The sequence below is a fragment of the Epibacterium sp. ABV4_022 genome, assembly GCF_056159345.1.
Map to the genome: position 1 here is coordinate 3,340,650 of NZ_JBSWVA010000001.1, position 23,608 is coordinate 3,364,257.

General features: G+C 61.6%; 18 protein-coding genes. 12 read left to right on the top strand and 6 right to left on the bottom strand.

The window, feature by feature from the left end; translation table 11 throughout:
• Positions 1 to 57: 57 nt before the first annotated feature.
• On the bottom strand, positions 58 to 1,491 hold the full coding sequence (locus ACXAF5_RS15805; protein WP_474947328.1) for an NAD(P)(+) transhydrogenase (Re/Si-specific) subunit beta: 1,434 nt from the start codon (positions 1,489 to 1,491) through the stop codon (positions 58 to 60).
• A 15-nt stretch (positions 1,492 to 1,506) separates the two neighbouring features.
• Positions 1,507 to 3,087 (bottom strand): Re/Si-specific NAD(P)(+) transhydrogenase subunit alpha, encoded by a 1,581-nt coding sequence (locus ACXAF5_RS15810; protein WP_474947329.1) that lies wholly within the window; start codon positions 3,085 to 3,087, stop codon positions 1,507 to 1,509.
• Positions 3,088 to 3,325: 238 nt separating this feature from the next.
• On the opposite strand from ACXAF5_RS15810, the gene cofG reads away from it, so the two are divergent.
• The 10 genes from cofG to ACXAF5_RS15860 all read left to right on the top strand — a co-directional run bounded on the left by cofG (position 3,326) and on the right by ACXAF5_RS15860 (position 17,122).
• Positions 3,326 to 4,468, top strand: a complete 1,143-nt coding sequence (gene cofG, locus ACXAF5_RS15815) for a 7,8-didemethyl-8-hydroxy-5-deazariboflavin synthase CofG (RefSeq protein WP_474947330.1) — start codon at positions 3,326 to 3,328, stop codon at positions 4,466 to 4,468.
• Positions 4,465 to 5,742 (top strand): 5-amino-6-(D-ribitylamino)uracil--L-tyrosine 4-hydroxyphenyl transferase CofH, encoded by a 1,278-nt coding sequence (gene cofH / locus ACXAF5_RS15820; RefSeq protein WP_474947331.1) that lies wholly within the window; start codon positions 4,465 to 4,467, stop codon positions 5,740 to 5,742. Before cofG ends, cofH begins: the two co-directional genes overlap by 4 nt.
• On the top strand, positions 5,739 to 6,707 hold the full coding sequence (cofD, locus tag ACXAF5_RS15825) for a 2-phospho-L-lactate transferase (protein ID WP_474947332.1): 969 nt from the start codon (positions 5,739 to 5,741) through the stop codon (positions 6,705 to 6,707). Before cofH ends, cofD begins: the two co-directional genes overlap by 4 nt.
• The gene (gene cofC, locus ACXAF5_RS15830; protein ID WP_474947333.1) at positions 6,704 to 7,357 is read left to right on the top strand and encodes a 2-phospho-L-lactate guanylyltransferase; all 654 of its coding nucleotides are present in this window, start codon (positions 6,704 to 6,706) and stop codon (positions 7,355 to 7,357) included. Before cofD ends, cofC begins: the two co-directional genes overlap by 4 nt.
• Positions 7,354 to 8,127, top strand: a complete 774-nt coding sequence (gene cofE, locus ACXAF5_RS15835; RefSeq protein WP_474947334.1) for a coenzyme F420-0:L-glutamate ligase — start codon at positions 7,354 to 7,356, stop codon at positions 8,125 to 8,127. The genes cofC and cofE overlap by 4 nt, the downstream gene beginning before the upstream one ends.
• Positions 8,124 to 8,792: an NADPH-dependent F420 reductase gene (npdG, locus tag ACXAF5_RS15840; RefSeq protein ID WP_009176853.1), complete on the top strand. Its 669-nt coding sequence runs from the start codon at positions 8,124 to 8,126 to the stop codon at positions 8,790 to 8,792. The genes cofE and npdG overlap by 4 nt, the downstream gene beginning before the upstream one ends.
• Before the next feature lie 43 nt (positions 8,793 to 8,835).
• Complete coding sequence (locus ACXAF5_RS15845; RefSeq protein ID WP_474947335.1) at positions 8,836 to 9,876, top strand: TIGR03842 family LLM class F420-dependent oxidoreductase; 1,041 nt, start codon at positions 8,836 to 8,838, stop codon at positions 9,874 to 9,876.
• 200 nt (positions 9,877 to 10,076) lie between these two features.
• Positions 10,077 to 10,700: a TetR family transcriptional regulator C-terminal domain-containing protein gene (locus ACXAF5_RS15850; RefSeq protein WP_239323134.1), complete on the top strand. Its 624-nt coding sequence runs from the start codon at positions 10,077 to 10,079 to the stop codon at positions 10,698 to 10,700.
• A gap of 450 nt (positions 10,701 to 11,150) precedes the next feature.
• Entirely contained in the window at positions 11,151 to 14,567 is a 3,417-nt protein-coding gene (locus tag ACXAF5_RS15855; RefSeq protein ID WP_474947336.1) for a trifunctional glycoside hydrolase family 18/polysaccharide deacetylase/glycosyltransferase family 2 protein, read from the top strand.
• On the top strand, positions 14,564 to 17,122 hold the full coding sequence (locus tag ACXAF5_RS15860; RefSeq protein WP_474947337.1) for a DUF3131 domain-containing protein: 2,559 nt from the start codon (positions 14,564 to 14,566) through the stop codon (positions 17,120 to 17,122). Before ACXAF5_RS15855 ends, ACXAF5_RS15860 begins: the two co-directional genes overlap by 4 nt.
• 44 nt (positions 17,123 to 17,166) lie before the next feature.
• Here the strand turns inward: ACXAF5_RS15860 and ACXAF5_RS15865 are convergent, their stop codons facing one another.
• The 4 genes from ACXAF5_RS15865 to ACXAF5_RS15880 all read right to left on the bottom strand — a co-directional run bounded on the left by ACXAF5_RS15865 (position 17,167) and on the right by ACXAF5_RS15880 (position 20,003).
• Positions 17,167 to 17,841: a hypothetical protein gene (locus ACXAF5_RS15865; RefSeq protein WP_474947338.1), complete on the bottom strand. Its 675-nt coding sequence runs from the start codon at positions 17,839 to 17,841 to the stop codon at positions 17,167 to 17,169.
• Positions 17,842 to 18,087: 246 nt separating this feature from the next.
• Positions 18,088 to 18,588: a hypothetical protein gene (locus ACXAF5_RS15870; protein ID WP_239323138.1), complete on the bottom strand. Its 501-nt coding sequence runs from the start codon at positions 18,586 to 18,588 to the stop codon at positions 18,088 to 18,090.
• Positions 18,585 to 19,244 carry a helix-turn-helix transcriptional regulator gene (locus tag ACXAF5_RS15875; protein WP_239323139.1) on the bottom strand — a complete coding sequence of 220 codons (660 nt, stop codon included), beginning with the start codon at positions 19,242 to 19,244 and terminating at the stop codon, positions 18,585 to 18,587. Before ACXAF5_RS15875 ends, ACXAF5_RS15870 begins: the two co-directional genes overlap by 4 nt.
• A 627-nt stretch (positions 19,245 to 19,871) precedes the next feature.
• Complete coding sequence (locus ACXAF5_RS15880) at positions 19,872 to 20,003, bottom strand: hypothetical protein (protein WP_255729723.1); 132 nt, start codon at positions 20,001 to 20,003, stop codon at positions 19,872 to 19,874.
• Between the two features lie 48 nt (positions 20,004 to 20,051).
• On the opposite strand from ACXAF5_RS15880, the gene ACXAF5_RS15885 reads away from it, so the two are divergent.
• Both ACXAF5_RS15885 and ACXAF5_RS15890 read left to right on the top strand, forming a co-directional pair.
• Positions 20,052 to 21,302, top strand: a complete 1,251-nt coding sequence (locus tag ACXAF5_RS15885) for a hypothetical protein (RefSeq protein WP_474947339.1) — start codon at positions 20,052 to 20,054, stop codon at positions 21,300 to 21,302.
• Positions 21,303 to 21,406: 104 nt separating this feature from the next.
• Positions 21,407 to 23,581, top strand: a complete 2,175-nt coding sequence (locus tag ACXAF5_RS15890; RefSeq protein WP_474947340.1) for a hypothetical protein — start codon at positions 21,407 to 21,409, stop codon at positions 23,579 to 23,581.
• Positions 23,582 to 23,608: the final 27 nt, after the last annotated feature.

Consider the following 23,608-nt stretch of genomic DNA (forward strand, 5'->3'; position numbering starts at 1 on the left):
CAGGCCTCCTCGACCCGCTCCCTCATCTTTCAATCGTATTCCCCGCACACCCGCCGCTCAGTCGATGAGGTTGAGGAGTGTGCTGAGGGATTGTTTTGCGTCGCCGTAGAACATGCGGGTGTTGTCCTTGAAGAACAGCGGGTTCTCGATGCCGGAATAGCCGGTGCCCTGACCGCGTTTGGAGACAAACACCTGTTTCGCCTTCCAGCACTCCAGAACCGGCATGCCGGCGATGGGCGAGTTGGGGTCTTCCTGCGCGGCCGGGTTCACGATGTCGTTGGAGCCGATCACGATGGCCACATCCGTCTCCGGGAAGTCATCGTTGATCTCCTCCATCTCCAGCACGATGTCATAGGGCACCTTGGCCTCGGCCAGGAGCACGTTCATATGTCCGGGCAAGCGCCCCGCCACCGGGTGGATCGCAAAGCGCACGGTCTTGCCCTTGGCGCGCAGGCGGCGCGTGAGCTCGGCCACATTGGACTGCGCCTGCGCCACCGCCATGCCGTAGCCGGGGATGATCACCACGCTGTCGGCTTCTTCGAGCGCCGCGGCCACGCCGTCGGCATCGATCGCCACCTGCTCGCCCTCGACCTCCATCGCGGGGCCGGTGCTGCCGCCAAAACCGCCCAGGATCACCGAGACAAACGAGCGGTTCATCGCCTTGCACATGATGTAGCTCAGGATCGCCCCCGAAGAGCCCACCAGCGCGCCGACCACGATCAGGAGATCATTGCCAAGGCTGAAGCCGATCGCCGCCGCCGCCCAGCCGGAGTAGCTGTTCAGCATGGAGACCACCACCGGCATGTCTGCCCCGCCGATGCCCATGATCAGGTGATAGCCGATGAACAAGGCCGCCAGCGTCAGGATCAGCAGCGGGAACAGCGCCCCGGAGGAGAGATACCAGATCAGGCAGATCAGCGAGAGCCCCGCCGCCGCCGCGTTCAGCAGATGCCCGCCCGGCAGTTTTGTCGCCGCCGAGTTCACCCGGCCCGCCAGCTTGCCATAGGCAATCACAGAGCCCGTAAAGGTCACCGCACCAATCCAGATGCCCAGCGACAGCTCCACCTTCAGGATGGCGATCTCGATCGGCTCCTTCTTGGCCACCAGCAGCGCAAAGGCGCCCTCGACGCTGTCGCCCGCGGCCTTCGCCGCCTCGACCAGATTGATGGTCATCTCGGCGTTGAAGCCGACAAAGACCGCCGCCAGGCCGACCAGCGAATGCATCGCCGCCACCAGTTCCGGCATCTGGGTCATCTGCACCCGCTGCGCCAGCTGCATGCCGATGACGCCGCCAAGCGCAATCAGGATGACCGACAGCCACCACAGGCCCGCCCCGGGGCCGACAAGCGTGGCAAAGACCGCCAGCGCCATGCCGGCAATGCCATACCAGACCGCGCGTTTGGCGCTTTCCTGTCCCGACAATCCGCCCAGGCTCAGGATGAACAGAACGCCGGCGACCACATAGGCCGCGATTGTGAATGCGTTTTCCATAACTCCTGCCCCTGCTTAAGATTTCTGGAACATGGCAAGCATGCGCCGGGTGACCATGAAGCCACCGAAGATGTTGATCCCGGCCATGAACACCGACAGCGCCGCGAGGATCGTGACCAGCACGCCGCCGGAGCCGATCTGGATCAGCGCGCCGAGGATGATGATCGAGGAGATCGCGTTGGTGACCGCCATCAACGGCGTGTGCAGGCTGTGCGCCACATTCCAGATCACCTGGAAGCCGATAAAGACCGAGAGCACAAAGACGATGAAGTGCTGCATGAAGCTTGCCGGCATGTCGGGGATCAGCCCGATGCCCAGGATCAGCGCCGCGCCAATGGCCAGCAATGTGACCTGATTCCGGGTCTGCTGCTTGAAGGCCGCGACTTCTGCGGCGCGTTTTTCCTCGGCCGTCAGCTCCTTGGGCGGTTCGGGTTTCTTTTGCGCCGCAATGGCCTGCACCTTGGGCGGCGGCGGCGGGAAGGTGATCTCGCCCGCATGGGTCACGGTGGCCCCGCGGATCACGTCATCCTCCATGTCATGCACCACCTGACCGTCCTTTTCCGGGGTCAGATCGGTCATCATGTGACGGATGTTGGTGGCATAGAGGCTGGAGGACTGGCTCGCCATCCGGCTGGGGAAATCGGTATAGCCGATGATGGTGACGCCATTGTCGGTGACGATTTTCTCGTCCCGAACGGTGCCTTCGACATTGCCGCCGCGCTCGGCCGCAAGGTCGACGATGACCGAGCCGCGCTTCATCGCCGCGACCATATCCGCCAGCCACAGCTTCGGGGCCTCGCGGTTGGGGATCAGCGCGGTGGTGATGACGATGTCCACCTCCGGCGCCAGCTCGCGGAATTTGGCCAGCTGGGCCTCGCGGAATTCCGGCGAGGAGACAGAGGCATAGCCGCCGGTGGCGGCCCCATCCTGCTGCTCTTCCTCAAAGTCGAGATAGACAAATTCCGCGCCCATCGACTCGACCTGCTCGGCCACTTCGGGGCGCACATCAAAGGCGTAGGTCACGGCGCCCAGCGAGGTGGAGGTGCCGATCGCAGCGAGGCCGGCAACACCGGCGCCCACCACCAGAACCTTGGCCGGGGGCACCTTGCCCGCCGCTGTGATCTGGCCGGTGAAGAACCGGTCAAAATTGTTGCCCGCCTCGATCACCGCGCGGTAGCCGGCGATATTGGCCATGGAACTCAGCGCGTCCATCTTCTGCGCGCGGCTGATGCGCGGCACCATTTCCATGGCGATCACGGTGGCGCCCTTGGATTTGGCGAGCTCCAGCCCTTCTTCATTGCCACCCGGATTGAAGAAGGAAATCAGCGTCTTGGATTTATTGAGCCGCTTCAGCTCGGTCTCATTGGGTGCGCGGACCTTGGCGATGATATCGGCGGCCTTCCACAGCCCGGCGGCGGTCTTGATCACCTCCACCCCGGCCTCGGCATAGGCCGCATCGGTAAACCCCGCAGCCTCACCCGCACCAGACTCAATACAGCACTCAAACCCCAGCTTCTGAAGATCCTTGGCCGAGGCTGGCGTCATCGCTACACGCGACTCGCCAGTCGCCAACTCTCGCGGCGTTCCTATTCGCACTTTGATGTCCTCCCTTAGCGTGACAGCCCTCCTCCCAAAGGATCGTCACGAGCAAGAGGAAGTATTTGATTGTTTTACTTAGTAGTCAATAAATTTCAGAAGATGATTTTTATATCGTTATTTATCAACTGTGTAACCACATCGCTCACATCCGTATGTTTCATTTTTTGAGTTACAGCTAAAAAAATATTTGACAGCTGCTACCCTGACCCACAATCCTTGAGGCAGGGAGGACACCATGAATACCCAATCGCTCAGCACAGGCACGGCCTGGGCGGAGGCGGGAGATCTGCGCGCTTTGATGAGCCGCGCGGCCCAAATCCGTGATGCCCAATGGGGCCGGACGATCACCTATTCGCGCAAGGCATTCGTGCCTCTGACCAACATGTGTCGCGACACCTGCGGCTATTGCACCTTCGTCAAACACCCGGACTCGCCGGAGGCCAATATCATGACGCCAGAGCAAGTTCTGGCGACCGCGCAAAAGGGCGAACAGGAGGGCTGCAAAGAGCTGTTGTTCAGCCTCGGGGAAAAGCCGGAACTGCGCTATGCCAAGGCCCGCGCGGGGCTGGGAAGGCTTGGGTACAGCCGCCTCACCGACTACCTGCGCGACATGTGCGAGCTGGTGCTGAAGGAGACCACGCTCCTGCCGCATGTGAATGCGGGTACGCTCACCGACGATGAAATCGACGTTTTGCGCCCGGTCGCAGCCTCCATGGGGATGATGCTGGAAACCGTCAGCCGTCGCCTGACCCGCCGGGGCCATCCGCATTTTGCCTGCCCCGACAAGGTGCCGGTCCAACGCCTGCGCACGCTGGAACGCGCAGGCGAGAAACAGGTACCCTTCACCACCGGTCTGTTGATCGGAATTGGCGAGAGCTTTGCCGAGCGCATTGAGGCGCTGCACGCAATCAACGCAGCCCATGCCCGCCACGGCCACATCCAAGAAGTGATCATCCAGAATTTTCAGCGCAAACCCGATATCGAAATGGCGCAGCACCCGGAGCCGACATTGGAGGACATGCTGCGCACCATTGCAGCGGCGCGGATCATCCTGTCACCGGACATCAGCCTGCAAGCGCCCCCCAATCTCAGTGCGCGTCACATCGCCTATCTTGAGGCTGGCATCAACGATTGGGGCGGCATTTCGCCGGTCACCATCGACTTTATCAACCCACAACATGAATGGCCGGAAATCCGGTCGCTGGATCGGTCCTGCACAGAGGCCGGGTTTGAGCTGCGCGAACGGCTGACCGTCTACCCCCGCTACCTGACCACAGAGACCGATTTCATCAACCCCGCCGTCCTGCGCCGCGCGTCGAACATGGCCGGCACCAACGGGCTGGCCCGCGAACAACGGCATATGGGAGAGACCGCATGACCATCCGGCAAACGATTGAATCCCCGACAGCAGCAGTACACGCCCTGACCGATGGCGCCTCCGCCCCGATCCGGCAGATCCTCAATAAGGCCCTGAGCGGCGGCGAAGTCAGCGAAGTCGAAGGCGTCAGCCTCTTTAAAACCAGCGGTGCAGATGCGGAAGCCGTGTATCGCACCGCAAATGAGCTGCGTCGACGCACCAACGGCGATCATGTCTCCTTTGTGGTCAATCGCAATATCAACTTCACCAATATCTGCTACATGGGCTGCCGGTTCTGCGGCTTTGCCAAGCGCAGCGAGGATGCGGGGGCCGAATGGCTCTCACCCGAACAAGTGGTGGAGCGCGCGCAAGAAGCCTGGGATCGCGGCGGCACTGAGGTCTGCATTCAGGGCGGTCTGCATCCCAAGATGGAAGGCACCTATTACCGCGACATCGTGCGCGCCATTAAGGCGGCGCTGCCGGACATGCATATTCACGCCTTCTCCCCCTTCGAGATCTGGTATGGCGCGTCCAAGACCAAGATGTCCTATCACGACTTCCTCGCGGACCTGAAGGACGCGGGCCTTGGCTCCATGCCAGGCACTGCGGCCGAAATCCTCGACACCGAAGTGCGCCTGCAACTGACCAAGAACAAGCTCAGCGCCGAGAAATGGGTGGAGATCATCCGCGCCGCGCATGAGGTCGGCATCCCCACCACGGCAACGATCATGTACGGCCATATTGACGCGCCCGAACATTGGGCCGCGCATATCCGCCTGCTGCGCGACATCCAGAAAGACACCGGCGGCTTTACCGAACTGGTGCCGCTGTCCTTTGTCCATACCGAGTCGCCTCTGTGGTCGGAAAACCCCGACAAGGTCCGCCCCGGCCCCACCGCGCTGGAGGTCGATCTGATGCATGCGGTCTCGCGCATTATGCTGCACGGCTGGATCGACAATATTCAGGTCAGCTGGACCAAACTCGGCGCGGCCCGTGCCCAGCAGATGCTGGCGCGTGGGGTCAACGACCTTGGCGGCACCTTGATGAATGAAAGCATCTCGCGCGCGGCAGGCTCCGATCACGGGCAGGAAATCACCGCAAAGGAACTGGTCCAGATGATCCGCGCCGCTGGCCGGGTGCCGGTGCGCCGCAACACCATCTACGAGCTGCGCGACATCTATGACGATCACGACCCAGAGGATCTGGCCCCATTGGTGGATCGTCGCGGGCGCAACCCGCTGGATTTCCTCCAGATGTTCCCTGAACGCAGCACGACGCTGGAGGCAGCGGAATGAGCGACACATCCCAGACAAAGGTCACGCTCCTTGCGGGGGGCGTCGGCGGTGCAAAAATGGCCGAAGGGTTGGCCGCGCTACCGGATGTGGCACTCAGCGTGATTGGCAATGTGGCGGATGACGACAGCTTTCACGGGCTGTGGGTCTCGCCCGACATTGATACGCTGACCTATAGCCTTGCCGATGTGATCGACCGCCAGCAGGGCTGGGGCGTCGCTGATGAGGGCCACCGGGCGCTAGAGACCCTGAAAACCCTCGGAGCAGACACATGGATGTCGCTTGGGGATCGGGACTTTGGCCTGCATATTTATCGCACACAGCGCCGCCTGAAAGGGGATCGCCCCAGCGACATCGCCCGCGACGTCGCCCGCGCCTTTGGCGTCAGCGCGGAGATCCTGCTGCCCACGGATGACCAAGTGCAAACCCGCGTGCGGACCGATGCAGGCTGGCTCAGCTTTCAGGAGTATTTCGTTCGCGAACGCTGTGCGCCCGATGTGCGGGAGCTGACCTTTGACGGCATCACGCAGGCAAAACCAACCCCAGAGGCACTGGCCGCGATCACCTCCGCCGATCTGATCGTCATTGCGCCCTCAAACCCGCTGGTCAGCATCGCGCCGATCCTTGGCATCCCCGGTATTGGCGAAGCGGTAAAATCCGCCCGCGCGCCCAAGGTGGCGGTCAGCCCCTTTATCGCGGACAAGGTCGTCAAAGGCCCCGCCGACAGGATGATGGCAGCCCTTGGCGAACGGGCAGATGCGGTGGGAGTTGCCCAGCGCTACCGCGATATGGTGGACGCGCTGTTCATCGACCACGTCGATGCCGCCCTTGCGCCAGAGATCCAAAGCATCGGTCCAACGCCGATCTGCTCTGCGATCCTGATGCGCGATCTCAAAGATAAAGCACGCATGGCGCGTGAAATCGTCGACTTCCATCATGACCATGCCCGCAAAGGAGCCGCCGCATGACGGCCCTCACGCAAAAGCGGCTGGTGGTCATTCCGATGAAAGACCCCTCTCGCGCCAAAACGCGGCTCGGCGCGGCGCTGGATGCCAACGGGCGCGCGGGCATCGCTCTGGCGCTGTTTCGGGCAACGCTCAATCACCTGTCCGAGGCCCTTATGTTGCTGCCCCACGGCAGCGCCGATATCGCGGTGCTCACCTCAAGTCCGGAGATTTCTCGCATCGCCAGGCGCGCAGGCGTCGCCCTGATTGACGACGAAGGCCACGACGGCCTGTCTAAGTCACTGGAAGTGGCCGCCGCATGGGGGGCACGTCAAGGCTACGATGCAATCTGCATCCTGCCCGGCGATCTCGCCGCGCCCAAGGCGTGCGATCTTGCCCGCCTGCTGAGCCACGACCTCGCGCAAGGGCGCGCCGTGTTCTGCCCATCGGCGGATCTGGGCACCAACGCACTCTTGGCCCCGCTGCCCTGCCCGTTTCGGTTTCAGTATGGCCCGAACTCCGTGGTGCATCACCGCCGCGCGGCAGAACGGGCCGGGCTTTGGCCCGTCATCCTGCCGCTCGAGAGCCTGCGGATCGATGTCGACACCGTTGAGGACCTCGGCCACCTGCTCGCTCACAATCCGCAAATCCTTGCGCAGGAGGCCACCCTATGAGCCTGAGCGTCAACCTCACCGCCCTGCCCGGCGTGCCCGACATTCAAGACGGCGACAATCTCTCGGCCATATTCGCCGACTGCCTGAGCGAAGCCGATCTTCCCTTGCGGGATGGCGACATTCTCTGCGTGGCGCAGAAGGTCTTTTCCAAGGCCGAGGGCTGCATCATTCCGCTTGCCAGCGTGACGCCCTCGCCCGAGGCCCTTCGGTATGGCGAAGAGCTGAACAAAGACCCCCGCAAGGTCGAGGTGGTCCTGCGCGAAAGCACCCGCGTCGTGCGTTCGTTCAAGCGCCCCGACCAGAATGAAGGGACGATGATCTGCGAACACCGGCTTGGGTTCATTTCGGCCAATGCGGCAGTGGATCAGTCCAATTTCGGCGAAGAAGACGCCGCCATGGTGCTGCCCAAAGACCCGGACGCAAGCTGCGCACGGCTGCAGCGTGATCTGGCAGAGCGCTTTGATGCCCGAATTGGCGTGGTGATGACCGACACCTTCGGCAGACCGTGGCGGCTGGGTCAGGTCAATGTGGCTATCGGCCTCTCCAAGGTGCCCGCCACCATCCGCGAACAGGGCAATCTGGACGCGTGGGGACGCCCGCTGGAGGTCACCGAGCCGGCATTTGCCGATGAAATCGCCGCCGCCACCGGCCTCGTGGTGCGCAAGAACGGGCGCACCCCGGCTGTGCTGTTGCGCGGGCTCGACTGGCAGCCCGCCGACAGCCGTGGCGCCGACATACTCAGGAAAAAACAGAAGGATATGTTCAGATGAAGATCGCGATCATTGGCGGCACCGGGCCGCAAGGACAGGGTCTGGCACTGCGGTTTGCCCGCGCTGGTATTGAGGTCGCACTTGGCTCTCGCGACGCCGAGCGCAGTGCCGGGATCGCCGCCGAGCTGATGCAGAAACTGCCCGAAGGCTCTGCCGAAATCTCTGGCCTTGGCAATATCGAGGCCACGCAAGCCGCCGATCAGATGGTGATCTGCGCCGTGCCTTGGTCAGCCCATAACGCAACGCTCACGACGCTCAAACCGCACCTCGCGGACAAGATCCTTGTCGATATCGTGGTGCCACTGGCCGAGGGTGACCCGAAAAAGGTCGATATGCCGCCTGAAGGCTCTGCCACCGAGGCCGCACAGGCCTTGCTTGGCGATGAGATCCCGGTGGTGGGCGCGTTGCACAATGTCTCCGCCACCACGCTCAACAACCTCGATTGGGACATCAACTGCGACATCCTGATCTGCGGCAACAGCCTGCCCGCCCGCAAACAAGTGATGGAACTGGTCGGCGCGCTGGATGTGCAGACCTACAACGCAGGTGATGCACAATCTGCCCGCTGCATCGAGGCGATCACCCCGATCCTGATCCGTCAGAACATCTCGAAGGCGGTGCCCTTCACCCACGCGGGCATCCGCATCTGCGCCCCCGATCACTAACCCCACACAGCATAAAAAAATCTATTCCAACACGGAGGAAGACATGGAATTCGGAATTTGTTTCAAAGGCTTCGTTGAACCTGATCGCGCCCGCGCCCTTGTGCGTCAGGCCGAGAATGCAGGCTTCACCTATTGCTGGTTCTACGACAGCCACATCCTGTGGCGCGAGAGCTTCGTGGCGATGGCGATGTGCATGGAGCACACGGAAAATATGCGTTTTGGCCCGCTGGTCACCAACCCCAACTCGCGCGAATGGTCGGTTGCGGCCTCGCTGTTCGGCTCACTCGCCAAACAGTCCGGCGGCCGGTTCGACATTGGCCTCGGGCGCGGCGACAGTGCCGTGCGTGTGATGGGCAAGAAACCCTCGACGATCAAGCGGATGGAAGAGTTCACCCATGTGGTGAAATCCTTGATCCGCGGCGAAGAGGTCCAATACGGCGAATGCCCGGAACCAGTAAAGTTCCCCTGGGCCAGCGGTTATGAGCTCCCCGTCTGGATTGGTGCCTATGGCCCCAAGGCGCTGGCCTCGGCTGGCAAAGTGGGCGACGGCGTGGTGCTGCAGATCGCAGAGCCCAAGATCGTCAAATGGCTCGCGGATCAGGCTAAGGCCGGCGGCGACGCCGAAGGCCGCGATATGTCGAACTACCGCGTGATGGCGGCCGCGCCTGCGCACACCGGCCCGATCGAGGAAGGCATCGAGAAGACCAAGTGGTTCCCCGCCATGGTCGGCAACCATGTCGCTGACATCGTGGAGAAATACGGCACCGACGGCGATCACGTGCCGACCAGCCTGACCGACTACATCAAGAACCGCAAAGGCTACGACTATTCCAAGCACGGCCAGAGCGATAACCCCTATCTGGACTTCATCACCGAAGACATCGTGAAGAGCTTCTGCGTGCTAGGCACCCCGGACGAACATATCGCCAAGCTGCGCGAGCTGGAGGCTGCCGGGACCACCCAGTTCAACATCTACCTCGACAGCGGCGATGAAGAGAAAATCATCGCAGACTACGGCGAAAAGATCATCCCGGTGTTCCAACAAGAAGCCGCCACCAAAAAAGCTTCACTGGCCGCATCCTGACCTCGCCATTCCCCGAGACAACTGGCCAGCAGGCGGGCACATGTTGCCCGCCTGTTTTTTGCTCACGCAAATGTCACCCCGTTGAATTTCCAATCGCACCCTTTTCCAGCCCCGCTCGCCCACGGGCGCTAGTCACGCGCTTTGACATGTGCCAATAGGTGCGCAACTTTATTTCAGCTTACAAGTGGCGGATCCGTTAGATGGCGCGCATGTCAGATGCAAAACCCAGAACCAAGATTCAGCGTCAGAAAACCGAGCAAATCCTGACTGCGGCTCTGGAGGTTTTTGCGCTTCACGGGTCATCGGGCGCGTCCATCAATATGATCGCCAAAACCGCAGGCCTGACCACGCCCAACCTGCTCTATTATTTCGAGAGCAAGGACGCGATCCGCAAGGAACTCCTGTCGCGCACGCTGCAACTGTGGATGGCGCCGCTCAGCATGCTCAGCCCGCACGGCGATCCGGTGGAAGAAATCTGTCACTACATCCGCCGCAAGCTGGAGATTTCAAAGAACTTCCCCAAGGAGAGCAAGTTCTTTGCCAATGAGATCCTCAGCGGCCTGCCGCAATCCCGCAGCGAGATTTTCGGCCCGCTCAAGGAACTGTTCAACGCCAAGATCCAGGTCCTGGAGGGCTGGATGCAGGATCAGCGCATGGCCAGGGTCGATCCGCATCACCTGCTGTTTTCCATCTGGGCCACCACCCAGCACTATGCGGATTTCGACGTTCAGATCGAGGAAATCGCCCCGGCGAAGCTGCAAGAGAGATACGAGGAAGCCGAGGCCTTCCTCATCGATATGTACAAGAAGCTCCTCACACTCTGACCCCGCGCAGTGCGTCCCTCACGACAGCCGCGCCCGACGGTCGGGGCCCCGCGCCCCGTATCGCCCAAAACCCGAAAAGTGTAGCGCCGCGATTCGAAAGTGTATTTCCGCGCGCTCCAAAGGCCAGACTGGGCCGGGATCGGGCAACAATCGGGCTGGATCTCGCGGATTATCACCACAAGTTCATTAAAATTTCTCGCAATTTCTCGCTAATATAAAGACAATTTTGACATTTGGTCTGATCGGCGGAAGTCTGCTGGGCATAGATCAATGGATCCCACGCTGCCGCTTCACGGGTGGGGACCTTCGCCGCGGGGCGGCGGGTGGCAGCTTGGGACCGATACCGGTTTTGTGGGGGACCGTGCGAGCAATTGTGCAGGGTACAATTGCGGCAGGCGTGCGCTTGTCGCGTGAGGCTGTGATGCCGGCAGTTTGCGGGGAGCAATCCCTGTGAACAGATTTGCATTCCACTACGAGAAGCTGACGGTCAGCTCCGAGACCGGCAAGGTCTTTGCCGACCCGAAACAGATACGCCGGCGGCGCCTGCTGCAGGCGGTGATCTTGCTTTTTGCCGTCGCGCTGGCCTGGCTTGCACTGTTTCTGAACGGTGCCCTGTCCTGGCAAACCGCGTTCCAGGATGTCAGTGCCTATTGGTCCCGAGAGGATCGTCAGGACCCACTGGAGACGTTTGACCGGACGCTGCCACCGGATGTGCAGCTCGCGTCTCTTGCAGCGGCACCGAAACGTGACACGCGTTGTGCCCCGACTGAGCAGCCCTATTTTGCCGCCATGGCGGATGCGGCGGCGCCGGTGGTCTTTGCCCATGTGCCCAGCACCTATGACTGGGCGCACCTGTCCCTGCCCGACAGCTGCGAGCAGATCGGGGTCCTGGTGCCGGACTGGCTACGTATCGAAGCAGACGCCACCGGCCCGGCTCTCACCCTCGAAAGCGCTGAAAGCCGTGTGATGGTGGAGGACTTCCGGGCGCAATCCGCCGCCACGCCGGACCTGATGCCAACGGTCATGATTGATCCCGGCCCGCAGAAAGAGGCCTTTTTCACGGCATTGAGCACGCCGGACACCGCCACGCGCATGGCGTCCGAGCTCGCCACGACGCTGACCCAGCTCTATGCGCAAGGGGCCTGCCTGAACATTCTTGATTTCAACGAAGCGGACGTGCCCCGGCTGCAGCCCTTCTTTGAAACGCTGGCAAACCGGTTTGACGCAGACGGTCTCACGGCCTGCCTGATCCTGAGCGGGACAGACGCCCTGTGGCGGACCCCGGAAGCCACGGATCTGTTCGACACCGTCATCCTGAAGCTCTTTCACGAACCCTGGGTCGGTGCGGCACCTGCACCGCTAGCGCCGGATGCCTGGTTCGCCGAAACGGCAAAGGCAGCCGCAGAGACACTCGGCAAGGACAAACTGGTGGTCGCGCTTGGCAGCTTTGCCGTTGAATGGACCTCCGGGGTGCCGATGCCGCGGACGATGCCATACGCAGAGGCCATGGACAAAATTGCGGCCACAGGCGCAAAGCTGCGCTACAGCGCGAAGGTCTCCGGCAGTCTCAGCTCCTTTCGGGATGCAAACGGGCGTCAGCACAAAATCTGGCTGCAGGACGCAGCATCCATACAGAACCAGCTCGCCACGCTGACCGACCTGGGGATCGCCAGCACCGGCATCTGGTCGCTCGGCCAAGAAGACCCCGGCGTCTGGACGGTGTTGCGAAACCGCGGCAGCTCCGCCGATGAATTGAGCGCAGCGCTGGCGCTGGTGCAGCTGAAAAACTTTGTCCAATACTCCGGCGAAGGGGCGTTTCTGAAACTCAAGCAGCGGCTTTCTCCGGGCATTCGGCAAGTGCGGATCGATGACGAAACCGGGCGGGTGACAGCGCAGAGCTACGACCTGATGCCCCGCCCCTACGCGCTTGAACGCTATGGCAAACCCGAAGGCAAACAGGTTGCGTTGACCTTTGACGACGGCCCGCATCCTGAGTTTTCGCCACAGGTGCTTGATATCCTCGAGGCGGAATCCGTACCGGCAGCGTTCTTTGTCACCGGATCTGCGGTCATGGAAGCACCGGATGTGCTGCGCCGCATCGTCGACGAGGGGCACGAGATCGGGGCGCACACGTTTTCGCACCCGCGAATGGACCAGATCTCGCGAACCCGTGTCGATCTGGAGTTCTCGCTGCTCGACAAGATCATTGCCGGTGCGGTCGGACGCAAGGCGATGCTCTATCGTGAACCGTTCCAGCGCAGCGGCGGCCCGATCAGCGCCGCGCGCGTCGCGTCACTGGAACCGGCCCTGGACCGGGGACTGGAGATCGTGGGCATGGATATCGTCCCGCGCGACTGGGACGGCTGGAGCGCGCGCGAGATCGCAGATTTCGTCATCTCCGAAGTACAGAATGATCGCGGCAACATGATCCTTCTGCATGACGGTGGCAAAGACCGTTCCGCAACGGTCGAGGCGCTGCCGCTCATCATTTCCGGCCTGCGCGACGAGGGATACAGCTTTACCACGCTGGCGAACCTGGCAAACACCACACGCGCCGACATCATGCCGGTGGCCGAGGGTGGATATCAGACGCTTGACCGGGTGTCGTTTTCCATGGTCGCCTGGATGCGCCATGCGGTCGTGACCGCCTTCTGGGTGGCGCTGGCCATTGGCATCACCCGTTCGCTGGCCGTGCTTGTCCTCTCGGTCCTGAACTGGCGCGGGCGTCGTCCCGTCAGCCTCGTGGAACCGCGCGTTGCCGTCATCATCCCGGCCCACAACGAGGAAAAGGTGATCCGCACCTGTATCGAAAGCGTCCGCGCCAGCGACTATCGCAATCTGGAGATCATCGTGGTGGATGACGGGTCTTCGGACAATACGCTGACAGAAGTGTTCCGTTTCAGCCACAAACAGGACGTGCGCCTGATTTCCCAGCCCAACCAGGGCAAGTGGAGCGCATTGAACCGGGCCCTGCTGAACGTCGACGCCGAGATCGTGGTCTGCATCGATGCCGACACCCAGATCGAGCGCAGCGCAATCCGCCATCTGGTCAAACAGTTCAACGACCCGAAGGTCGGCGCGGTCGCGGGCAAGATCATGGCCGGCAACAAGGTCAATCTGCTGACCCGGCTGCAAGCGTTCGAATACGCCACCTCGCAAAATGTCGACCGCCGGGCCTTCGATCTGATCAATGGCATCCTCGTCGTGCCCGGTGCATTGGGCGCCTGGCGGCGCTCCGCGCTGCGCAAGGCCGGGCTGTTCAGTGATGCCACCATGACCGAAGACACCGACCTGACCATTCAGGTCAACCGGGCCGGATACCGCGTCGTCTACGAGCCCCGCGCCCGCGGCTACACCGAAGTCCCCGAGCGCATCGGCCAATTGCTCAAGCAGCGGCTGCGCTGGTCGTTTGGCATGTTCCAAAGCGCGTGGAAGCACAAACGTGCGGTTTTCGAAGGCCGCATGGTCGGGCTGATCTCCATTCCCGACATGTTTATCTTCGGCTACCTCTTTCCGCTTCTGGCACCGATCGCTGATCTGTTTGTGCTGGTCCTGCTCTACAATATGGTGGCCGGCGGCTGGGGCGATCTTGACACCACGCTTGCCGCCCAGCCCACGCATTACCTTTGGGCCTATCTCACCCTCCCGGCCCTCGAAATCCTGATCGCCGCATTTGCACTGGCGCGAGACGAGGATGAGAGCCTCTGGTCCTTGCTGCTGTTCCCGATCCATCGTGTGTTCTATCGTCCGCTGCTGTATTACTCGGTTATCCGGGCGATCCTGCGCGCAGTGACCGGGCGCCTTGCGAGCTGGGGAACACAGAAACGATTGGGACGCGACTACAGTCTCGCGACGGGGGGCGCATGAGACGCCGGCACTTTTTGAAAACCGTGGCCGCCAGCGCTGGCCTGATGCCGATCCGGAGCCTCGCCTCCGATTTCCTCGGCGCCGTCGCCCCCCAGAGCTATCCGGTCATTTCGGGCATCGATTCCCGCACCGCTGTGCCGCAGTTGATTGCGGTTCTGGATGCCTTCTGGGAGCGCAACATCCCGGTCACATGCGTGGTGCATCCCTTTGACGAGACCGGCCGCGCCCTGGATGGCAACCATCCGCTGTCGCGTCTGCTGTCCGGCTATGTTCTGGGGGGCAGCGGTATCGAAATCGCACCGTTCGTACCGGCTCTGGCAAGCCTGTCGCCGCATTTTCAGGCGCGCGCGGCCCATGACGCGCTGGCCGCGCTGACGCAGATGCTGCGCCCTGCAGAACAGGCCCGCTCCGCCCCGGTTCCGATCCAGACCATCGCCTGCCATGAGGCACCCCGCCCCGCCTCTCCGGAAGCGGTGCGGACGGCCGGCCTGATCAATGTGCTGGTCATTCCGGACCACAGCGCCCCCACGCGGTCCCAAACCTGGGACAATGGCGTCGTGCGGTTGTTCGGCGGCTTCCGCAGCCGGATTGACGCGCGTCCTGCACCGCCCTTTGAAGAGGCCGCCACACAGACCATCCACTATCTGTCGGCGCCGTCGTTTTCGCGCCTGCCGATGGCAGAGGTTATCCCCGCTGCGGCCAACTTCGCAGAGACGCTCGCGGATCAGGAACTCGAGGGGCGCTTTTCACTGCTGCCGCTTGCCGACCTGCAACTGCGTGACAACTACCAGTTCCGCAGGCTGGTCAGCCTTCATATCCTCGAACCGCTGCCCGAAGAGACCACCGCCCAGGCGGGCTTTGCGGCTCTGACGGCGCGCCTTGACGCACTTGAAATCCCGTTCACGGTGGGGCCGGATCGCGGTGACACCAAAGACAGTGTCGAAACCGGACTTTGGATCCCGCTGGAGCGCGGTGCCACCGACGAGGAAGCGCAGGAGGGATGGCCCCCGCCCCATCCGATCGAATTTCTGGCGTCCGACCACAGCACCGGCATCCGCACCACCCGCCCCCTGACCACCGGCATCGCTGTCCGGTTCCCGACCGGACCAACCGCAGCAGCCGGTCTGGCATCCGACGGCGCGCTCACCCTGCCCATGCGGCGCCTTTCCGCGCCCGTCAGCGCAGCCCACGTGGCACAGGCCTTTGCGGGCATCCGAGATCTCTGCGTACAGATTTCTCCGGCACCCTTTGCGTCGGCCGACGCCCTACGTGCGCTGAGTGATAAACTGTCCGCCCTGAAGGCCGACACGGTCACGACGTTCCAATCCCTGCCGGAACGTGCGCGCCTGCTCGCGACCAAGGGGCCGATCCCCACCCGACACCGACGGGTCGCCGCTGCGCAGCCGGGATTGCTGACCCGACGCCCTCGTGACACGGCACCAACCCGCGACGAGCTGCTGGAGGATGCGCAGGTCGCCTGGCGCTACCTTGAACGGTTCACCCATCCCGAAACGGGTCTGTGCCCGGCGACGGTGAATTTCTCCCCCGGCGGCCGGCTGCATGAAACCGTCACCATGTGGGACGTGGGCAGTCAGATAAATGCACTTGTCGCGGCAAAGCAGATCGGCCTGATCGACGCCAACCAGCATGACACGGCCATTCGCCGCATTCTGCCCAATATCGTCGGACGGGTTTCACAGGATCGGCGCTTGCCGCAGGGCTGGATCCGGACCGACAGGCTGAAGTGGGGCAACAAGAACTTCGACGGGTGCGACGCCGGTCGGCTCCTGGCAGCCTTGGACAATCTGCGTCGGCACAGTACCTTTGGCGATGAGCTACAGGAACTGGTTGCACGTTACGACCTCGACAAAGTCATCTTCGACGGCGAGATCCACTCGGTCATCGACGGCACGCTCAAGTCGACGATCGTGTCCCATTGCGCCCACTACGCCGCCCTGGCGTTTCGGCGCTGGGGGCTGGAGGTGCGTTCACCTTACGAGGTCTTCGCTGGTCGATCCACCACCGACGGTCAGATGGCGCTACTGGAAGCCGCCGCCAGAATTGGCCCCTTTGGTGCGGAACCATTGCTGCTGGAGGCCATGGAGCTCGGCATGTCGCCGGAAAGCGCCTATCTCGCAGATGTCCTGTTTTCGACACAGATCGAGGAGTATCAGGACAGCGGCCGGTTGATCTGTGTATCAGAAGGCCCCATCGACCGCAGCCCGTGGTTTCTGTACCAGGGCCTGCAGCTGGACGCGCCGACGCGCACCTGGGCCATGGACACGGTTGGCCGCGAACCCGAGTACAGAACGCCCGAGTTCGCCAGATCCCACCTCGCCGTCAGCAGCAAAGCTGCCTATCTGTGGTCGGCGTATCAGCCACACGCCTATTCCGACCGGTTGCGCAACTTTGTACGTGCCACCGCAAAGACAGAGAACGGGTTTTCCTCCAGCATCTTTGTGGAAACAGGGCAAGCCACGAAGCAGTATTCCGACCTCAATACCAACAGCATCATACTCCAGGGGATCGCGCATCACTTGAACGCGTTGGGATGATCCCCGGGAGGTTCAGGCGGTTTTGACCCCCAGTCCAGACACAATCAGAACGTCCGACATCCGGTTGCCGAAATTTCACCAGCGAACACCGGATAGCCGGGGCGCGGGTTCAAGATCACGGGCTGAATCCCCGTGATGTGACGCATGCAGGCGTCAACAGAGGCTTCGTCATAGCCCCGGCCGCCCACATAGATGTCGATCCAGTCGTGCCCTTTGTGGCCACTGTGGCACGGACCCTCCTGGGGCCGAGGACCATCCCCACACAGATCCTCAACGATGGCGTATTTGCGCAGCCGCTCGATGTAGAAGCGGGTTCCAGCGGGGTAATCCATGATGCTGCGCCCGCCCCTCTTGACGTGACCGACGGCAAGTGTGACGGGGTCGTCATAGGTCCCCACGCCACCCGCGGAGCGATGGATCACCGGACGCGCAATCTGGGCAGAGCCACGGGGGGTGTTGTCCCAGTAGCTGTAGCCGGTCAGAAATGCGTTCATGATTTGTTCTTGATGCGGTGCCACTGTCGCGCGGGTCAGGTTGGGCAAATCATCTTGCACGCTCAGGCGGGTGCTGACGCGATTGACAGAGTTGCCGTCAAAACTGCGCGCGCTGCCACACGCGGAAACGGAGGCCACCGCCAAGATGGCCATTACAGATTTAAAAATATCACTCGTCATTTCACCATCCTGCTCAGTAGGAACACTGGTCTGAGCATTCGTCATGCCCAGACCCATGTCCCGCAGATTGGGAAATATTGCTTAACAGAGTACTAAACTTAAAATTGTATAAAGTTCAAGTTTATTAAAATTGAGACTATATGCATGCCAATTATCACCGCGCATGTTTTTGTCGCAATGCAATCCACCCTATTCAGTGGTTTCGTCGGGCAACGAAATGCCCCCGCCATAAGACAACGCTCTGAAAACCGTGAATTAGCAACGATATTTCAGGCGGGGTAGATCCGGGTCCTACGTCGGAAACCCGAAATCGAGCACGATCGCCCAAATATCCCGATTGACCGCATGCAGGCTTTCGATGGCGTGTTCGATTCCCGCAATGGCTGTATCGTCGACATCTTCCGTCTGGCCAATTTTCAGCTTGTCCTTGCGATCCGCGATCCGCATCAGGATGGTCCGGGTTGTACCGGCATCCTTGTCGAACGAGTAGATGCAGTGGTTGTAGCGATTGCGCAGGGCGGATTGCCGCATCATGTCGCGCGTCGCCGAAAGCACGCGCCGTCGCAACTCCGGATCAACATGCTCCAGTTTCACCAGGCGCTCCACCAGTTCGACCCGCGCGCGTGTCGTATTCAGTGTCAGAAACACCACCAGCGCGGTTTCCGTATCGGTTCCGATCAGCCCGGCGATCAGATGGATCAGCACGCTTTCGGTATTGGTCCACGTGTAGTTGAGGCGCCCCACCTGCATCAGCAACTGCGAGAAATGGGGATCGCCTTCTTGTGGTGTCATACCCCGCCCGAAGCACGGCTGAGAAAGACGCCGGCCGCCTCCGTCCGATTGCGCACACCAAGTTTCTTGATGATATGATGCATGTGCAGCTTGACCGTATGTTCAGAGAGATCGAGGTCAACTGCGATCAGCTTGTTCTGTTTGCCACTTGCGACCAGCTCCAGGATTTCGCGCTCTCTTGGCGTCAGCCGGTTGGCCTTGCGGCTCGGCATCGAGAGCGTGGCGGCCGGGACTGCTTCTCCCTGTCGCGTCAGGAACACCTGCGGCACGCAGCATTGACCCAGGAACAGCAGCCGCAGCATCGACGCCCAGCAATCATACTGCAGGTTCATCGGCAGAAAGCCGAAACGACCGACATCATCGCGGGCCTGGATCTGGTCCAGAAACCTCAGCGCCAGATCTTCATCGAGATAGGCCAGCGCCACACGTTCCGCCGGGCATCGCTCCAGGTTGTCCACCCCGCCGCTGTCCACGCCGGCAAACACTTCCTGCTCGATCAGAGCCAGCTTGATCGGACCGGGGTGTATCACCTCCAGTTCGTCTACGGCCTGTACGCGTATTATTTCAGTTCCGGGAAATTCCAGTTTAATAAGCTCTTCGCATTTCGCGGACACGGTGAGCCCGTTGCCGACAATGGCAATACATACGGTATTCATAATGGCAGCCTCCAAATCGCACTCAGACACATGGGTCATACTTCTGACCCCGGCTCCCAGCACATGCCCGGAGCCTCAACTCATTAAGCTATTCAGGCGATTTCCCTCACGTCACCATTAACATTTCATAAACCATTTGGGCAAGCTGAGATGTGTTAACTGACTGTTTAAACTCACCAATCACAAAGCTAAGCTTATGATCTAGCGTCAAATTTACGAAAATTGAAAACTTGGCGATTTGACATTGTTTAATCTAAAAGCGAATCCCACCCGAGTTGACTTCTCGCAAAAGTTGCGCCTGGGTTTACAGAGAATCAATCCGGCACCGCTCCGAAAGATATAGATCTTCGACCGGAAAGAATCGCGTTTTTGCAGAAGTTCAATGCCTTGGCAGTCAATGCCGGCCCTGATCCTTCGGCTAGCTAGTTCGCTTTCCTGCTCTGCGTCAGTCTGATCCTGCACCCTCTTTCTGGGTGCTCGGCGCCGGTTCCCTCTCATTATTCAGGCCGGACCGACAGGGAGGCCGGGGTTTGTTCCTCGCCTTTAATCAACCGCCCGAGAAATGGCCGCTTTACAGATGACGCGCGGCAGGATCGGGCCTTCGACATAGAAGGAATTTCAATCATGTCAGGTGGAAGACATCCCCATCACTTCTTCGCGCAACTCCAGGGTCAGGGCCAGCTTCAGGGCCAGGGTCAGGCCGAGCTGCAAGCGCAGGGTCAGGGCCAGGGTCAAGACCAGGGTCAGGGTCAGGGACAAGATCAGTCCCAGTCCAGTGAAAACCTGAACCTGAACGGCAACGGGAACATGAACGGCAACCTGAGCCTCAACGGCAATGGCAATGCCAACGGAAACGCGAACGGTAACTGGAACACCAATACCGACAGCGATACCAACACCAATGCCAACGCCAATTCGGACAGCAACTCCAATACCAACACCGACACCAACAACAACACCAACAACTCCAACAGCAACCATAACACCAACACCAACACGAATGTGACCGTGGATGTTGGCGTTGGGCTGGAGGGCTACATGCCCGATGATGGCGATTTTGCGGATGTCGATGTGTCCGGCGGTGCCAGCGTCGGTGACGTGCTGATGGCGCAAGGCGCGCTGCACTACGACATCGGTGACGACATCAACGTCGAGCGCATCCTGAACAATTCGCTCAACGGTGCCGGCAACGATGTGGCAACCGTCAATGTGATGGGCAACCATCTCAGCGACAACGACACGCTGAACGACCCGGATGTCAGCAATGACAACGGCAACTTCAACAACAGCGGCAGCGCCAACGGCGGCAACGCCAATGCGGACGACGGCATCAACGCCGACGGCGGCAGCGGGTCTTCCGGCGGGGCAGCAGCTTCTGCTGGTGGTGAAGGCCTTGGTGCGGCCTTTGGTGGCTGGGCCGACGGTGGCAACACCAATGGCGGCTCTGGCGGCAACAACAACGGCTCCGCAACCAGCGGAGACGCAGGCGATGCGGGTTCGATCGCAGCCAGCATCGGCGCGGGCATCGGTGCAGCACAAAGTGGTGCCAACGCCGGTGCAGCCGCAGCGGAAGGCGGATTTGACCTTGGTCTTCTGGACTTCCTCGAAGGCGGTGACGCAGCGGCGGCGATCGCAGCGGCGGGGTCCGCGGCCCAGGCGGGTGGCATCGGCATTTCCGGAGGCGCCTCTTCAGGTGCGATCGGTGGTGACGGCGGCCATGCAGGGGTTTCCGGCATGGGCGGCTTCGGCGGCGGCGCCTACAACGGCGGCACCTCGGTTGGTCCGACCAACTCGTCCTCGACCGGTGGCGCGGCTGGCAATGCATCCGGCGGTGACGGCGGTGCTGGCGGCAGCGGCGGCATGTGGGGCTCCCACAACGGTGATGACGGCTTCGTCAACGGCACGTCCTCCGCGTCGGCCGATGCGATCCTCGACACCACGGCGTTCAACCAGTCGATCGCGATGGGCGCCAACGTGCTGGGCAACACAGTGGACATGACCACTGTGGGTCAGAACCTGACCTCGACCTACTCGATGACCGGCGAAGACGACGCGTAATCGTCCCCGGCGCGGTCCCGGACCGCAGAAAAAACCGGCACGCGCGGGTCCCGCGCGTGCCGACTTAGTCGCCGAATTATCCGGCAGTGTATGGTATTGTTGCGATGTTACTCGACAAGGTCACAGAGACGATCGCATATTTCATCGGGCTCTTTCAGCTCGTGACGGAAACAGCGCGCGGACGGCTGGATTACGACAGCTTCAAGGCCGCCGAAACGTCCAATGACCTTGATCCCCTGATTTCACACAGCACAAACCGGGACATCAGTTTTTCGCCCGAAGGCCACGACCCCCTCGTCCACAATCCGCATGCACAGCTGCACAAGGCGGCGGTGGCCACGGCGGTCTCCGCTGAGATCGGATTGCCGCAGGTCAAAGCCCCCATGATCCCGGACGCCCCGGACCTGCCCGGAGAGGCAATCGTCGCGGCCGGCCCCGCACCGATTTCCGGCCCGTTCGTGCTCGAGGTGCCGCCGCCCGGCGGCAGCATCCACTTCACCTGGCAGGAAAACCATCTTTCGGATCGTGACACCATCAACATCGACCCTGCCACCCAGGACGCCTGGAACACCGTCCAGACACAGCTGATGCAGGAGCTGAAAGCAAGCGCCGAAGCCCTCCAGATACTGGATCTCACGGATGGCTCGGCCTTTGCAGAGATGGACGTGTTCGAAATAGAAGCCCAGGTTGAAACCCTTGTTGCCCTGGCCGAGGCGCAGATCGAAACAGCGGATGGCGCCTCGATCCACCTTGCCACCGGAAGCGACACACAGATCGTGACCGTCAACGGGGTCGAGCATGAGGAGCTGCCCGTCTGGACAGAGCTGCTTCCGGATGTGCCTCAAGAAGATGACGACGAAGAGAGCGCGACGACGACCTCGGCCGGAACCACGGCGGGCACCACGACAGCCTCTTCCTCCGCCACCCAGCCCGGTACGGCAATCGAAGGCTCGGGAGTTGTGGGGCTGCCCGAGGAGGATATCGCCACGACAACGCCGCCGGACACCGAAACGGACCCGGTCTCGCCTTCTGAGACGGCAACGGCCTCCCCCGCCGCTCATACCGTGGTGACGGGCGGCAATGTTGCCATCAATGCGGCCTCCAGCGTCACGGGGGGCGTCGACGCGCCAGTCATTGCCGTGGCCGGGAGCGTTGCCAGCTTTGACATGATCAGTCAGGTCAACGTGCTGCTGGATGATTCAGCCTCGCCCGGTGCAGAGAACCTCTTGCAGAACAGCGCCGCGTTCAGCGGCTCGCCCAGCCTGCCGGGCGCCCAGCCCGCGGCCCCAGCAACCGGCCCCGCAGGAGGCGGCCCCGCCCCCGGCATGGTTGCGGTTTCCACCATCGACGGTGACCTCATCAACTTCAGCTGGACGCGTCAGATCAACTCGGCAGTGGACGATGATGCCGTGCAGGTGACCACCTCCACCACCGAAAGCTGGATCGATCTCGGCGGCAATATGCTGCTCAATACCAACGCGCTGTTCTCTCAGGCGATGGGGTTCGATCTGATCCTGGTGGGAGGCGACATGATCTCCCAGTACATTGTACAGCAGACCAATATCGTCCTGGATTGGGACTACTTCGCCAGCGGCGCCCCCCAGGATGTGCTGCCGGGCGGGACCGGAGACGGGCTGTTTTCCACGGACGGCACCACATCCGCAGCGTCGGACACCAGCACGGGCGGCAATGCCTTGATGAACTCGGCGTCGATCACCCACACAGCGCTGGACACGTTTAGCGGGATGACGGCCACGTTCCAGTCGGTGCTGGACAGCTTTGGCGCGGGCGGGTCCGACGTGTCGCCCCTGATCGGCAACAGCGCCCTGCAATCTCAGCCCGTGCTCAATGTGCTCTATATCAACGGCGACCTTCTGGATGTGCATCTGCTCTCGCAACTGAACATCCTGTCGGATGGCGATCTGATCGCGGGGAGCGCCGAAGACGGTCTCGGAACCACCATTCACGCCGGCCTCAATGCCGCGGTGAATGATGCGCATCTGATTGATGTGGGCATGGCGTCCGAAGTCTTTGCTGGGGGCGAGGTCTATTCAGATGCCGTCCTCTATCAAGCCAACCTGATCGCAGAGGATCTGCCGCCCACGGACGTGTTTCTCGCACCCGACAGCATCGACGGGCTGGCCAGCGAAGCCGTCGCGTTTCTGTCTGACGATCTCAACACACAACCGAGCAACGCCGAGGACATAAGCGTCGGAGAGACCTCCATCGCGCAGGATGGACCGATCCATAGCGACGTGATGCAGACAATGCTCGCCTAAAGACAGTAAGGGACTTACGGGGGGAAA